The organism is Streptomyces sp. NPDC002499, from assembly GCF_053595415.1.
The window spans coordinates 467,454-480,705 of record NZ_JBSFXO010000005.1 but is presented as its reverse complement, the minus strand read 5'-3'; the positions used below and the strand labels follow the sequence as shown (position 1 = coordinate 480,705).

General features: G+C 70.5%; 12 protein-coding genes and 1 riboswitch. Of the genes, 8 read left to right on the top strand and 4 right to left on the bottom strand.

Going from position 1 to position 13,252, the window contains the following annotated elements; all coding sequences use genetic code 11:
• Positions 1-83: 83 nt before the first annotated feature.
• Positions 84-1,028 (bottom strand): ROK family protein, encoded by a 945-nt coding sequence (locus ACWD5F_RS16275; RefSeq protein WP_451254816.1) that lies wholly within the window; start codon positions 1,026-1,028, stop codon positions 84-86.
• Positions 1,029-1,203: 175 nt separating this feature from the next.
• On the opposite strand from ACWD5F_RS16275, the gene ACWD5F_RS16270 reads away from it, so the two are divergent.
• From ACWD5F_RS16270 to otsB, 3 genes are all read left to right on the top strand, one after another.
• Positions 1,204-2,415, top strand: coding sequence for an ABC transporter substrate-binding protein (locus ACWD5F_RS16270; RefSeq protein WP_451255117.1), 1,212 nt, complete (start codon positions 1,204-1,206; stop codon positions 2,413-2,415).
• A 74-nt stretch (positions 2,416-2,489) separates the two neighbouring features.
• Complete coding sequence (locus ACWD5F_RS16265; protein ID WP_402359181.1) at positions 2,490-2,723, top strand: DUF3263 domain-containing protein; 234 nt, start codon at positions 2,490-2,492, stop codon at positions 2,721-2,723.
• 472 nt (positions 2,724-3,195) lie between these two features.
• Positions 3,196-4,065, top strand: coding sequence for a trehalose-phosphatase (gene otsB / locus ACWD5F_RS16260; protein WP_451254814.1), 870 nt, complete (start codon positions 3,196-3,198; stop codon positions 4,063-4,065).
• On the opposite strand, the gene ACWD5F_RS16255 is transcribed toward otsB, so the two are convergent.
• From ACWD5F_RS16255 to ACWD5F_RS16245, 3 genes are all read right to left on the bottom strand, one after another.
• Complete coding sequence (locus tag ACWD5F_RS16255; protein WP_451254812.1) at positions 4,062-4,811, bottom strand: carbon-nitrogen hydrolase family protein; 750 nt, start codon at positions 4,809-4,811, stop codon at positions 4,062-4,064. The genes otsB and ACWD5F_RS16255 overlap by 4 nt on opposite strands.
• Positions 4,812-4,850: 39 nt before the next feature.
• Entirely contained in the window at positions 4,851-6,332 is a 1,482-nt protein-coding gene (locus ACWD5F_RS16250; protein WP_451254810.1) for an alpha,alpha-trehalose-phosphate synthase (UDP-forming), read from the bottom strand.
• 125 nt (positions 6,333-6,457) lie between these two features.
• Positions 6,458-7,402 (bottom strand): glucosyl-3-phosphoglycerate synthase, encoded by a 945-nt coding sequence (locus ACWD5F_RS16245; RefSeq protein ID WP_401715885.1) that lies wholly within the window; start codon positions 7,400-7,402, stop codon positions 6,458-6,460.
• A 170-nt stretch (positions 7,403-7,572) separates the two neighbouring features.
• Positions 7,573-7,727, top strand: a riboswitch (SAM riboswitch).
• A gap of 17 nt (positions 7,728-7,744) precedes the next feature.
• Here ACWD5F_RS16245 and thrC point away from each other — a divergent pair.
• The 5 genes from thrC to ACWD5F_RS16220 all read left to right on the top strand — a co-directional run bounded on the left by thrC (position 7,745) and on the right by ACWD5F_RS16220 (position 13,216).
• Positions 7,745-9,034 carry a threonine synthase gene (gene thrC / locus ACWD5F_RS16240; RefSeq protein WP_124004082.1) on the top strand — a complete coding sequence of 430 codons (1,290 nt, stop codon included), beginning with the start codon at positions 7,745-7,747 and terminating at the stop codon, positions 9,032-9,034.
• Positions 9,031-9,306, top strand: a complete 276-nt coding sequence (locus tag ACWD5F_RS16235; RefSeq protein WP_401715889.1) for a MoaD/ThiS family protein — start codon at positions 9,031-9,033, stop codon at positions 9,304-9,306. Before thrC ends, ACWD5F_RS16235 begins: the two co-directional genes overlap by 4 nt.
• Positions 9,307-9,756: 450 nt before the next feature.
• Complete coding sequence (locus ACWD5F_RS16230) at positions 9,757-9,960, top strand: cold-shock protein (RefSeq protein WP_004986573.1); 204 nt, start codon at positions 9,757-9,759, stop codon at positions 9,958-9,960.
• A gap of 296 nt (positions 9,961-10,256) precedes the next feature.
• Positions 10,257-11,879, top strand: a complete 1,623-nt coding sequence (gene groL / locus ACWD5F_RS16225) for a chaperonin GroEL (RefSeq protein WP_451254807.1) — start codon at positions 10,257-10,259, stop codon at positions 11,877-11,879.
• 200 nt (positions 11,880-12,079) lie between these two features.
• Positions 12,080-13,216: an NADH:flavin oxidoreductase gene (locus ACWD5F_RS16220; RefSeq protein ID WP_401715895.1), complete on the top strand. Its 1,137-nt coding sequence runs from the start codon at positions 12,080-12,082 to the stop codon at positions 13,214-13,216.
• The last annotated feature ends 36 nt before the right edge of the window (positions 13,217-13,252 follow it).

Genomic DNA, 13,252 nt, shown 5'->3' with positions numbered 1-13,252 from the left:
GGGCCTCGCGTCGAGGGTGGCTGGTCGCGCCCCGCGGCGGAGCCGCAAATCGACACTGCCCCGCGCCCCTGGGTCGTTGTCCATCAGGGCGTTACCTCCGTGCGGTCGGTGTGGTTGAGGAGATCCCAGGCCAGCAGGCCCGCGCCCAGGCATCCCGCTGTGTCTCCGAGGGCTGCCGGCACGATGGCCGGTGTCTTCTGGAAGGTGACCCGTTGCCGGACGGCGTCCCGCAGCGGTGTGAACAACGTTTCCCCCGCCTCCGCCAACCCGCCACCGATGATCAGCGTGCGCGGGTCCAGCAGGGTGAGGGCGGTGACCAGGCCGTCGGCGAGGGCGTCGATGGCGTCCTGCCAGACCCGTACCGCGTTCGGGTCCCCGGACTCGACGGCCTTCGCGCAGTCCGCCGCGTCCGCCTCCCCGTCCCCCGTGACCGTCGCCCACGCCTCGCTGACGGCCGCCGCGGAGGCGTACCGCTCCAGGCAGCCGATCTGGCCGCAGGGGCAGGGGGTGCCCCCGGGGCGTACAACGATGTGGCCGATCTCGCCGGCGAAGCCGTGCGCGCCCGCCTCGACCCGGCCCGCGATGCCGATGGCGCCCGCGATGCCGGTGCCGAGGGGGACGAAGAGGAAGCGGTCGGCGCCCTGGCCCGCGCCGATCCGGCCCTCGGCGAGCCCGCCGGTGCGCACGTCGTGCCCGAGGGCGACCGGGACCCCGCCGAGCCGTGCGGCCAGCAGGTCGCGCAGGGGTACGTCCCGCCAGCCGAGGTTGGCGGAGTAGGCGGCGATGCCGGCCGGCTCGTCGACTATGCCGGGGACGGCGAGACCGGCCGCGGCGGCGGGCTCGCCCAAGTGCTCGGCGCCGTACGCGCGCAGGTCGGCGGCGAAGTCGAGGATGCCCTCGACGACGGCGTCGGGACCGCGCTCACGTCCGGTCGCCCGGCGGGCCTGGTGGAGCAGTGCGCCGTCCGCGCCGACCAGGGCGGCCTTCATCCCGGTGCCGCCCACGTCGAGGGCGATGACATGTCTCACAGGGGACAGTGTGACGCCCCGACCCATGAGAGGTCTAGTCCACTTACGTGGTGTAGACCTATTGGGTCCTTTTATTGAACGGCGAGACAGCAGGGTGGGAGCAACAGCGGTGCAGCGGCGGCAAGAGCGCCAGGGGCGCAGGACAGGAACGATCGCGGTGGGTTCCGCGCTGGGCATGACGGCGGTACTCGCCGGCTGTGGCCTCACGGGAGACTCCGGGGACGTCACCCTGAGACTGGTCGCCGCGGAGTACGGCGACTCGGCCGCCAACAGCTCGAAGAAGTACTGGGGCCGGCTGGCCGAGGAGTACGAGCGCACACATTCCGATGTGAAGGTCGAGGTCAGCGTCTACTCCTGGAACGACGTCGACCGCAAGGTCAAGGAACAGGTCGACGCCGGCAAGGCCCCCGACATGGCACAGATCGGCGCGTACGCCGACTACGCGGACGCCGGTCTGCTCTACCAGGCCGACGATCTGCTCTCCATCCGCACCCAGGCCGATTTCGCCGCGCAGTTCTCCACGGCCGGCCAGGTCAAGGACGTGCAGTACGGCATGCCGTTCGCCGCCTCCACGCGGCTGCTCTTCTACAACAAGACCCTCTTCAAGGAGGCCGGCCTCACCGCGCCGAAGACCTGGGCCCAGCTCGCCGCCGACGCGGCGGCCCTCAAGGAGCGGGGCGTGACCTACCCGTACGCCCTGCCGCTGGGGCCCGAGGAGGCGCAGGCCGAGACCATGCAGTGGGTGCTCAGCGGCGGGGGCGGCTACACCGACAGTTTCGGGACCTACGCCCTCGACTCCGCCGAGAACGTCGACACCTTCACCTGGCTCAAGGACGACCTGGTCGACAAGGGCCTGACCGGTCCCGTCGCGCCCGGCGAGCTCAACCGCGCCGCCGCGTTCGCCGCCTTCGCGTCCGGTGACGTCGGCATGCTCAACGGACACCCGTCGCTGATGAAGATCGCCGAGAAGAAGGGCGTGAAGTTCGGCATGGTGCCGATGCCCGGGGTGAACGGGCCGACCAAGTACTCCATGGGTGTCGCCGACTGGATGACGGCCTTCAAGCAGGGCGGCCACGCCGAACAGGTCGGCGACTTCCTCGACTTCGTCTACAGCGAGAAGAACGTGCTCGCCTTCTCCCGCGAGTACGACCTGCTGCCGGTCACCAACTCCGCCTCCCAGGTGATGACCACGGCCGACCAGGACACCGACCTCAAGCCGTTCCTCCAGGAGCTGCCCCAGTCCGAGCTGTACCCGGTCGGCAAGACCTCCTGGGCCACGGTCAGCGCGGCCGTCAAGGAGGGCATAGGCAAGGCGGTCGCCCCCGGCGCCCGCCCGTCGACGGTCCTGGGCCGACTGGAGTCCACGGCGGTGAAGGAGGACCGCTGACGGAAGGCGGTCGGCAATAGCCGGTGACTTCGGGGAGGCCCGCGTTGTCAGTGGCGGGGCCTACCGTTGAGGTCATGGAGCACGAGCAGCTGGGGGAGCGTGAACGGGCCGTCCTCGCCCTGGAGCGCCGGGGGTTCACCGGCCCCGGCGCCAAGGAGCGGGCGATACGGGAGGAGCTGGGCCTGGCCCCGGTCCGCTACTACCAGCTGCTCAACGCCCTCCTGGACGACGAACGGGCCCTCGCCCACGACCCGGTCACGGTGAACAGACTGAGACGGGTCAGGGACCGACGCCGGTCGGAGCGCTGAGCGGACGCGGGGCTCGCGTGGGCAGGGTGCGGGATCTGCCCGGAGTGGGCGCGGGGCCTGCCCGGAGTGGGCGCCCGGTCCTGCCGGGATAGGGCGCGAGGGCTGCCGAGACGGGGTGCGGAGTCCGGCTGGAGTGGGCGCGGGTCCTGCCGGGGCAGGGCGCGAGGCCCGCCGGGACGGGGTGTGGAATCCGGCTGGAGTGGGCGCCGGGGCCTGCCGGGGCAGGGCGCGAGGCTCGTCGAGGCAGGGTGTGGAGTCCGGCCGGAGTGGGTGCTGAACCTGCTGGGACAGGGCGCGAGGCCCGCCGAGACGGGGTGCGGAGTCCGGCCGGAGTGGGCGTCGGGTCCTGCTGGGACAGGGCGCGGCACCCGCCGGGACAAGGCGCGGCACCCGCCAGGACAAGGCGCGGTGCCCGGCCGCGCGCTTCGCTGAGCCGTGGGTGCGCCCGGCCCCGTCCGGTTAGGGTCGCCGTATGGGCATCCCCGCGGACACGGACTCGACGCACTCCATGGAACCCCTGCCGGCCCCGGCCACGCAGGCCGGTCGTGACGGGCTCGCCGCGATTCTGCGGCGGCCGGCCGGGACGGTCGTCGGCCTCGACTTCGACGGCACCCTCGCCCCGATCGTGCCGGACCCCGAACAGGCCCGCGCCCACCCCGACGCGGTGCCCGCGTTGGCCGCGCTCGCGCCGAAGGTCGCCTCCGTCGCCGTGATCACCGGCCGCCCGGCCGGCGTCGCGGTCCGGCACGGCGGCTTCGCGGGCGTGCCGGGACTTGAGCACCTGGTCGTCCTCGGCCACTACGGCGCCGAGCGCTGGGATGCGGCCACCGGCGAGGTCACCGCACCCGCCGCGCACCCCGGCGTGGCCGCCGTCCGGGCCGAACTGCCCGGGTTCCTCGACCACATCGGCGCCTGGCAGGGCACCTGGATCGAGGAGAAGGGCCGCGCGGTCGCCGTCCACACCCGTCGCGCCGCCGACCCCCAGGCCGCCTTCGAGGCCCTGCGCGAACCCCTCACCGACCTCGCCACCCGCCACGGCCTGGTCGTCGAACCCGGCCGCCTGGTCCTGGAGTTGCGCCCCCCGGGCATGGACAAGGGCGTCGCCCTCCTCGACCACGTCCGCCGACTCTCCGCCGAGGCCGTCCTCTTCGCCGGCGACGACCTTGGCGACCTCCCCGCCTTCGCGGCCGTCGACAAACTCCGCTCCGACGGCGTCCCCGGCCTCCTGGTGTGCAGCGGCAGCGACGAGGTGACGGAACTGCGGGCGCGCGCGGACCTGGTGGTGGACGGTCCCGAGGGGGTCGTACGACTGCTGCGGGCGCTGGCCCAACGGCTCGGCTAGGGCTCGTCCGTGGGAGGGGTGCCCCGACGCGTCGATGATCGGGTGAGGGTCGCGACCACCACGTCCCCTGCCCGGGCTCCCGCCTGGACCAGCACGTCCCCGCCCGGCGCCCAGACTCCGGAGCCACCGGACGTCTCCGCGAACTCTCCGCTCGGCCCTGCCGCGGTCGACAGCACCACCCAGATCCCGTGGGCGGCCGCCCGGTCCCTCATGTGCCCGTCGCGACGGGCCTGCGCGTCGGGGCTCGCTCCGTAGAGGGTGCTCGCCACGTACGCGTCCATGCCCAACGCGGCGGTGTCCGCGGCATGTTGGGGCACGGCGGCGTCGAAGCAGATGGCGAGCCCCAGCCGCCACCCGTCGAGGACCATGACCTCCGGCCTCTCGCCCGGGGTGAAGCGATCGAACTCCTTGCCGTGCAGCCACGCCTTCCGGTAGGCCACGGTCGCGCCCTCTCCCGTGACGGCCAGGGTCGCGATGTGCTCCCGTCCGTCCTCGGCGCGCACCGGGGCGCCGATCAGCGCTGTCGCTCCTGTGCCGCGGCACGCGGAGACGACCGGGTCCAGCCGGACGTCGTCGGGGGCGACGGACGGGGCGGTGAGGTCGTACCCCGTCAGGGAGAGTTCCGGGAAGACCACCAGCCGCGCCCCCGCACCTTCGATCACTCGCGCGTGGGCGGCGGCGTTCGCGGCGACGTCCAGATCGACGCACGCGGGCTGGGCGACGGCGACGGTGAGCGGTCCTGGCACGGGGTACTCCGGATCAGCGGGTCGGCGATTCGGGGCGACTCAGTCCCGCAGCGCTTCCAACTGCTCCAGGAACCACTGCGCCGGCGGCAGCGCCGTCGCCGCCGCGGCCAGCCTCTTCGTCCGTTCCGCGCGCTCCTCCACCGGCATCGACAACGCCTCGTGCAGCGCCCGCGCCGTCCCGATCACGTCGTACGGATTCACCACGATCGCGTCCTTGCCCAGCTCCTGGAACGCCCCCGCCTCCCGGGACAGCACCAGCGCGCACCCCTCGTCCGAGACGACGGGCACCTCCTTGGCGACGAGGTTCATGCCGTCCCGGATCGGGTTGACGAGGGCCACGTCGGCGAGCCGGTACGCGGCCAGGGAGCGGGCGAAGTCGTCCTTCACGTGGAGGACGACCGGGGTCCAACCGGGCTTCCCGTAAAGGGAGTTGATCTCGTCCGCGACCCGCTGCACCTCGGCGGTGTAGTCCCGGTACACGGCGAGGTCCTGCCGCGAGGGGTAGGCGAAGGCCACGTGCACGACCCGCTCGCGCCACTCGGGGCGGTCGTCGAGCAGCTGCCGGTACGCCAGCAGCCCGCGCACGATGTTCTTGGACAGCTCGGTCCGGTCCACCCGCACGATCGCCCTGCGCCCCGCCCCGATCTCCTCGCGCAGGGCCGCCATCCGCTCCTCGACGTCCGCCTCGTGCGAGCGGGCGTGCAGGAACTCGGCGTCCGCACCGAGGCCGTGGACACCGATCAGCGTCCGGCGGGTGATCCGCTCCTGGTGGGTGGTCCCGTCCTGCTGAAGGTGCTCGATGGCCCTTGGCGCGCCCGACGGCCACGTGGAGAGCCAGCGGTCGGTGTCGACCGCGCCCGCGCAGTTCTGGAACGCCGTCGCCCAGCGCCAGGTCAGGAATCCCACCCGGTCCGCCCCGAGCATGCCCTCCATCAGTCGCGCCTGGATGTCGTCGGGCAGCATCTGGAAGTACTCCACCGGCGCCCAGGGCGTGTGCGAGAAGTGCCCGATCCGCAGGTCGGGGCGGAGTTCGCGGAGCATTCCCGGCACCAGACACAGGTGGTAGTCCTGCACCAGCACCGCCGCACCCTCGGCCGCCTCCTGGGCCAGCGCCTCGGCGAAGGCGCGGTTGTACGTCTCGTACGACGCCCACTGGCGCCGGAACTCCGCGTCGAAGACCGGCTCCAGCGGCGTCTGGTACAGCATGTGGTGCACGAACCACAGCACCGAGTTGGCGATGCCGTTGTACGCGTCGGCGTGCACGTCGGCCGGGATGTCCAGCATCCGCACGCCGTCCTCGCCGACCCCGCGCCGTACGGCCTCGCGGTCGCCGTCGGACAGTGCCGAGCACACCCACAGCGCGCCCGCGTCCGGCCCGATCGCCGACAGCCCGGAGACCAGCCCGCCGCCACCGCGCCGGGCGGCCAGCGAGCCGTCTTCCCGGACGTCGTAGGAGACCGGGCCGCGGTTGGACGCGACCAATACCTGGGCAGCGCCCTGCGTGGAAGCCGTGGAAGCCATACGCCACAACCTAGCCCGGCCGGGAAACGCTCAAACGTGTGAGCGCACCCGCGAGCAGGCCGTATACGGCGGGTGACCTGCTGTCGTCAGGTGACTCCTGCTGTCCTCGGGCGACCCCGCCGACGTCAGGCGACCTTCCGCTGCGCGTACTCGGCGATCTCCACCATCGGCGGCCGCTCCTCCGTGTCCACGGAGTAGGTGCGCGGCTCGAAACCGTCCGCGCCCCGCTCGAACTGGGTCAGCGAGGGACGGATCAGATGCCCGCGGGCCAGCCGGAGCTGCGCGGTGCGGTAGATCGCGGCGGACATCCGGCCCAGCGCCTGCCCGTCCTGGTGGCGGTGCTTGCGCACCCCGACGTCCACCTGGGCGAGCGCGTCCAGGCCCACCAGATGCAGGGCGTCGACCAGCATGCCCAGCTCGACGCCGTACCCGACCGGGAACGGCAGCTGTTCCAGCAGGCTGCGGCGGGCCGCGTACTCGCCGCCCAGCGGCTGCACGAAGCCGGCCAGCTGCGGCCAGTGCATGTTCAGCAGCGGGCGGGCCATGAGTTCGGTGACGCGTCCGCCCTGGCCCGCGGCGCCGCCGAGGGGGCGGTCGTACATCGCCTTGACGAGGTCGACGCCGGGATCGGTGAGCAGCGGGCCGACGATGCCGGAGACGAAGTCCGAGGAGAACTCCTTCAGGTCGGCGTCGATGAAACAGACGATGTCCCCGGTGGTGACCAGGAGCGAGCGCCACAGCACCTCGCCCTTGCCGGGTACGGGCGGGATGTGCGGCAGGATGTCGTCGCGGTGGACGACCCGCGCGCCGGCCGCCGCGGCGACCTCGGACGTGCGGTCGGTGGATCCCGAGTCGACGACGACGATCTCGTCCACGAGCGGGACCTGCTGCATGAGGTCGTGACGGATGACGGCGACGATGTCGCCGACGGTCTCCTCCTCGTTGAGCGCGGGCAGCACGACACTGACCGACTGGCCCGTGCGGTGCTTCGCGGCCAGAATCTTGTGGAGCGGGCGATCGGTCACGGACCAGGAGCGGGTGCTCAGCCAACGCTCGACTTCGTTCAGCACAGTGCGCGGCTCCTCTGCGTTCTCTCGGCGAGTGGATCTTGTGTGATCCATCTCGCGGTTCGGACGGCTAGCTCAACTGTCCTGGCCTTCGGTTACAGTCTTGAACAACGCTGATGACCATCGCATGTCGAGGGTCGGAGGCGCCCACAACCGCTCATACAACTGCATACCGCTCATCCAGAGGGGCAGAGGGATACGGCCCGATGAAGCCCCGGCAACCCTCCAGCCGGTCTCGTAGATCAATGTTGATCATTACGCGAGGCTCCCGGCTAGGGAAGGTGCCAAATCCGTCTCGTGGCGAGATGCGTCGCGAGGAAGATGAGGAGAAAGGGCCTCGCCTCCATGGCTGTGCAGACTGTTGCAAGCACCACCGACTCCACCGTAGACCTCGGCCCGGCCGCGGCGCTCTCCTGCCGTGAGTGCGGCCACCGGGTACCGCTCGGACCGGTCTTCGCGTGCGAGGAGTGTTTCGGCCCGCTCGAGATCGCGTACGACTTCTCGGCCTACGAAACCGAGGAGCTCCGCAAGCGGATCGAAGCGGGTCCCGCGAACATCTGGCGTTACGCGCCGCTGCTGCCGGTCCCCGCGGACGTGGCGACCAAGCCGAACATCAACCCCGGCTGGACCAAGCTCGTCCAGGCCGACAACCTCGCGCGCGAGCTGGGTGTCGACGCCGGCAAGCTCTTCGTGAAGGACGACTCCGGCAACCCGACGCACTCCTTCAAGGACCGGGTCGTCGCCCAGGCCATCGAGGCCGCGCGCGCGTTCGACTTCACCACCCTCTCCTGCTCCTCCACCGGCAACCTCGCGGGCGCGGTCGGCGCCGCCGCCGCGCGCGCCGGTTTCCGCTCGTGCGTGTTCATCCCGCACGACCTGGAGCAGGGCAAGGTCGTCATGGCCGCGATCTACGGCGGCGAGCTCGTCGGCATCGAGGGCAACTACGACGACGTGAACCGTTTCTGCTCCGAGCTGATCGGCGACCCGGCCGGCGAGGGCTGGGGCTTCGTCAACGTCAACCTGCGGCCGTACTACGCGGAGGGCTCCAAGACCCTGGCGTACGAGATCTGCGAGCAGCTCGGCTGGCAGCTGCCCGATCAGCTGGTCGTGCCGATCGCCTCCGGCTCGCAGCTCACGAAGATCGACAAGGGCTTGCAGGAGCTGATCAAGCTCGGGCTCGTCGAGGACAAGCCGTACAAGATCTTCGGCGCCCAGGCCGAGGGGTGCTCGCCGGTGTCCGTCGCCTACAAGGCCGGTCACGACGTGGTCCGCCCCCAGAAGCCGAACACCATCGCCAAGTCGCTGGCCATCGGCAACCCGGCGGACGGTCCGTACGTGCTCGACATCGCGCGCCGGACGGGCGGCGCGGTGGAGGACGTGAACGACGAGCAGGTGGTCGACGCGATCAAGTTGTTGGCGCGGACCGAGGGCATCTTCGCGGAGACCGCCGGTGGCGTGACCGTCGGCGTCGCGAAAAAGCTGATCGAGAACGGTCTCCTGGACCCGACCAAGACCACGGTCGTGCTGAACACCGGCGACGGCCTGAAGACCCTGGACGCGGTGGCCGGCACCGGTCTGACCGCCACCATCCGCCCGAACCTCGACTCCTTCCGAGAGGCAGGCCTCGCATCATGAGCGTTTCCGTCCGTATCCCGACCATCCTGCGGCCCTACACCGGCGGCGCGGCCGAGGTCGCGGCCGAAGGGGCGACCCTCGGCGAGGTCATCGCCGATCTGGAGAAGAACCACGCCGGTATCGCCGCGCGCGTGCTGGACGACCAGGGCAAGCTGCGGCGGTTCGTCAATGTGTACGTGAACGACGACGACGTGCGGTTCGAGCAGGGGCTCGAGACGGTCACCCCGGACGGGGCCGGCGTCTCGATCATCCCCGCCGTCGCCGGTGGCTGAACGTGGTTGATCGCGGCCGATAATTACCTTCGGTAACAGCGATTACGAAGAGTTCATCCGATTGCCCCCTCCGTGAGAGAAGCGGAGGGGGCAATTCAGTGGGGTTGAGCGAGGTACAGTTGGGGAACGCGCCGCCGATCCACGGGTCGGCCTCCCCGGAAACCTGCTGCACGGGCGACAAGAAGTAGCCAAAGTAAGCAGGTTTTTTGTGTGTTTTGCGCCTTTTATGGGGCCCGACTTGCCCTGAATTCTAATGAATTCTCGCCAGATTCCCGACCGGTCGTGCCCGGAATTCTCGTCGGATTGACCTGTTGCAGACGGCAGTTGGACGGATACATTCGGCCGCGGTCGACGCGTTCCGGCGCACGCCCCCAATCCGTGGGGGGTGAGGTCTGACCCGGATCCGCGAAGTGTGGATCTGTGCAAGGGCCAGTAATAGGGGAGTTAGGCATGGCTCAGGGCACCGTCAAGTGGTTCAACGCGGAGAAGGGGTACGGCTTCATCGCGGTCGACGGTGGTGCGGACGTCTTCGTCCATTACAGCGCCATTCAGATGGACGGCTACCGCACCCTGGAAGAGGGCCAGCGGGTCGAGTTCGAGATCTCGCAGGGTCAGAAGGGCCCGCAGGCCGACATGGTTCGCGTCACCGCCTGAACATTTCACATGGCGAGGGGTCCGCATCCGGCAGGGTGCGGGCCCCTCGCCGTGTCTGTGCGTGCCCTCGACGGTGCCCCGGCCGCCTGCCCGATCCCCGAGAGCCGCTTGCACTCGCAGGGGGCGAGTGCTAATCATTGGCGTTAGCACTCTGAAGGTGAGAGTGACAAGAAGGACCGGGTCGGTGAGGCCCGCAGGCCAGGTGGGGCAAGGAACCACGGGGCATGCGAGCCGTCCGTCGCGGGCGCGGGCGCGGTCCGAAGGAATCACCCCCAGTCCTGGAGGGACCACTTCACATGGCCAAGATCATCGCGTTCGACGAGGAGGCGCGGCGCGGCCTCGAGCGCGGCATGAACCAGCTCGCGGACGCCGTGAAGGTGACGCTCGGCCCCAAGGGCCGCAACGTCGTCCTCGAGAAGAAGTGGGGCGCCCCCACGATCACCAACGATGGTGTCTCCATCGCCAAGGAGATCGAGCTCGAGGACCCGTACGAGAAGATCGGCGCCGAGCTGGTCAAGGAAGTCGCCAAGAAGACGGACGACGTCGCCGGTGACGGTACGACCACTGCGACCGTGCTCGCCCAGGCCCTCGTCAAGGAGGGTCTGCGCAACGTAGCCGCCGGCGCCAACCCGATGGCCCTCAAGCGCGGTATCGAGAAGGCCGTCGAGGCCGTCTCCGGTGCCCTGCTCGAGCAGGCCAAGGATGTCGAGACCAAGGAGCAGATCGCCTCCACGGCCTCCATCTCCGCCGCCGACACCCAGATCGGCGAGCTCATCGCCGAGGCGATGGACAAGGTCGGCAAGGAAGGCGTCATCACCGTCGAGGAGTCCCAGACCTTCGGTCTGGAGCTGGAGCTCACCGAGGGTATGCGCTTCGACAAGGGCTACATCTCGGCGTACTTCGCCACCGACATGGAGCGGATGGAGGCGTCGCTCGACGACCCCTACATCCTGATCGCCAACTCCAAGATCGGCTCCGTCAAGGACCTGCTCCCGCTCCTGGAGAAGGTCATGCAGTCGGGCAAGCCGCTGCTGATCATCGCCGAGGACGTCGAGGGCGAGGCCCTGTCGACCCTGGTCGTCAACAAGATCCGCGGCACCTTCAAGTCCGTCGCCGTCAAGGCCCCGGGCTTCGGTGACCGTCGCAAGGCCATGCTCGGCGACATCGCCATCCTCACGGGCGGCGAGGTCATCTCCGAGGAGGTCGGCCTCAAGCTGGAGAACGCGTCCCTGGACCTCCTGGGCCGCGCCCGCAAGGTCGTCATCACCAAGGACGAGACCACCATCGTCGACGGCGCCGGGTCCTCGGACCAGGTCGGCGGCCGGGTCAACCAGATCCGCGCCGAGATCGAGAACAGCGACTCGGACTACGACCGCGAGAAGCTCCAGGAGCGCCTGGCGAAGCTCGCCGGTGGCGTCGCCGTCATCAAGGCCGGTGCCGCGACCGAGGTCGAGCTCAAGGAGCGCAAGCACCGCATCGAGGACGCCGTGCGCAACGCCAAGGCGGCCGTCGAGGAGGGCATCGTCGCCGGTGGTGGCGTGGCCCTGCTGCAGGCCTCCGCGGTGTTCGAGAAGCTGGAGCTGACGGGTGACGAGGCGACCGGCGCCAACGCCGTGAAGCTCGCCCTGGAGGCCCCGCTCAAGCAGATCGCCGTCAACGGTGGTCTCGAGGGCGGCGTCGTGGTCGAGAAGGTCCGCAACCTGACCGTGGGTTGGGGTCTGAACGCGGCCACCGGCGAGTACGTCGACATGATCGCCGAGGGCATCATCGACCCGGCGAAGGTCACGCGTTCCGCTCTGCAGAACGCCGCGTCCATCGCCGCGCTGTTCCTCACCACCGAGGCCGTCATCGCCGACAAGCCGGAGAAGGCGTCCGCGCCGGCCGGCGGCGGCATGCCGGGCGGTGACATGGACTTCTGATCGACCGGTTCCGGTTGATCAACGTCCTTACGGAGGGCGGCACTTCCTGTTCCGACAGGGGGTGCCGCCCTTCGGCGTGTCCGGGATCACAGGGCCAGGTGTCGGTGGGGCGGAATGAGATCGCCGGCGCGGGTGTTGAACATTGACCGACGTTCAATGCACGCGCACATACCATCCGGTACCCCAAGGAGTTCCCCCACGTGACCGCCACCGCCTTTCCCGCCGGCTCCCCCTCCCGCGCGGCCGAGATCCTCTCCCGGCCGATCACCCTGGGCGGCCTGACGGTCCCCAACCGCATCGTGATGGCGCCGATGACCCGCCAGTTCTCCCCGGGCGGCATCCCCGGCGAGAACGTGGCCTCGTACTACGCGCGCCGCGCCGGAGCGGGCGTCGGTCTCGTCGTCACCGAGGGCACGTACGTCGGACACGAGTCGGCCGGGCAGAGCGACCGCATCCCGCGGTTCCACGGCGAGGAGCAGCTGGCGGGCTGGGCGAAGGTCGCCGACGCGGTGCACGCGGCGGGCGGGCGGATCGTGCCGCAGCTGTGGCACATCGGCATGGTGCGCGAGCAGGGCCAGCCGCCGTACGCCGACGCCCCCGCGGTCGGCCCCTCCGGGCTGCGGATCGGTGCCACCGAGCCCACCGGCAGGGCGATGACCCAGGACGACCTGGACGACGTCATCGACGCCTTCGTCGAGGCCGCGGTCGCCGCCGAGCGGATCGGCTTCGACGGGGTCGAACTGCACGGCGCCCACGGCTACCTGCTCGACCAGTTCCTGTGGGCCGGCACCAACCGCCGCAGCGACTCCTACGGCGGTGACCCGGTCGCCCGTACCAAGTTCGCGGCGGAGATCGTGGGGTCGGTCCGCGAGGCCGTGTCCCCCGACTTCCCGATCATCTTCCGCTACTCGCAGTGGAAGCAGGACGTCTACAAGGCCCGCCTGGCCGAGACCCCCGAGGAGCTGGAGTCGATCCTGGCGCCCCTCGCGGCGGCCGGCGTCGACGCCTTCCACGCCTCCACCCGCCGCTACTGGCTCCCCGAGTTCGACGGCTCCGACCTCAACCTGGCCGGCTGGACCAAGAAGCTCACCGGCAAGCCCGTCATCACCGTCGGCTCGGTCGGCCTCGACGGCGACTTCCTCAAGGGCTTCCGCGGCGAGGGCGCCCCGCTCAAGGGCATCGACGACCTCCTCGACGCCCTGGAGCGCGAGGAGTACGACATGGTCGCCGTCGGCCGCGCCCTGCTCCAGGACCCGGAGTGGGCCTCGAAGGTCCTGGCGGGCCGCTTCGACGAACTGAAGCCGTACGACGCGGCGGCGCTGAAGACCCTGAGCTGAGCGGTGGAAGGCCGAATCCGGGGCGATGACCCCGGC

Coding starts and splice junctions, on each gene's coding strand:
- groL (WP_451254807.1), top strand. CDS start 10,257: ATGGCCAAGATCATCGCGTTCGACGAGGAGGCGCGGCGCGGCCTCGAG.
- ACWD5F_RS16230 (WP_004986573.1), top strand. CDS start 9,757: ATGGCTCAGGGCACCGTCAAGTGGTTCAACGCGGAGAAGGGGTACGGC.
- ACWD5F_RS16270 (WP_451255117.1), top strand. CDS start 1,204: ATGACGGCGGTACTCGCCGGCTGTGGCCTCACGGGAGACTCCGGGGAC.
- ACWD5F_RS16235 (WP_401715889.1), top strand. CDS start 9,031: ATGAGCGTTTCCGTCCGTATCCCGACCATCCTGCGGCCCTACACCGGC.
- otsB (WP_451254814.1), top strand. CDS start 3,196: ATGGGCATCCCCGCGGACACGGACTCGACGCACTCCATGGAACCCCTG.
- ACWD5F_RS16250 (WP_451254810.1), bottom strand. CDS start 6,332: ATGGCTTCCACGGCTTCCACGCAGGGCGCTGCCCAGGTATTGGTCGCG.
- thrC (WP_124004082.1), top strand. CDS start 7,745: ATGGCTGTGCAGACTGTTGCAAGCACCACCGACTCCACCGTAGACCTC.
- ACWD5F_RS16265 (WP_402359181.1), top strand. CDS start 2,490: ATGGAGCACGAGCAGCTGGGGGAGCGTGAACGGGCCGTCCTCGCCCTG.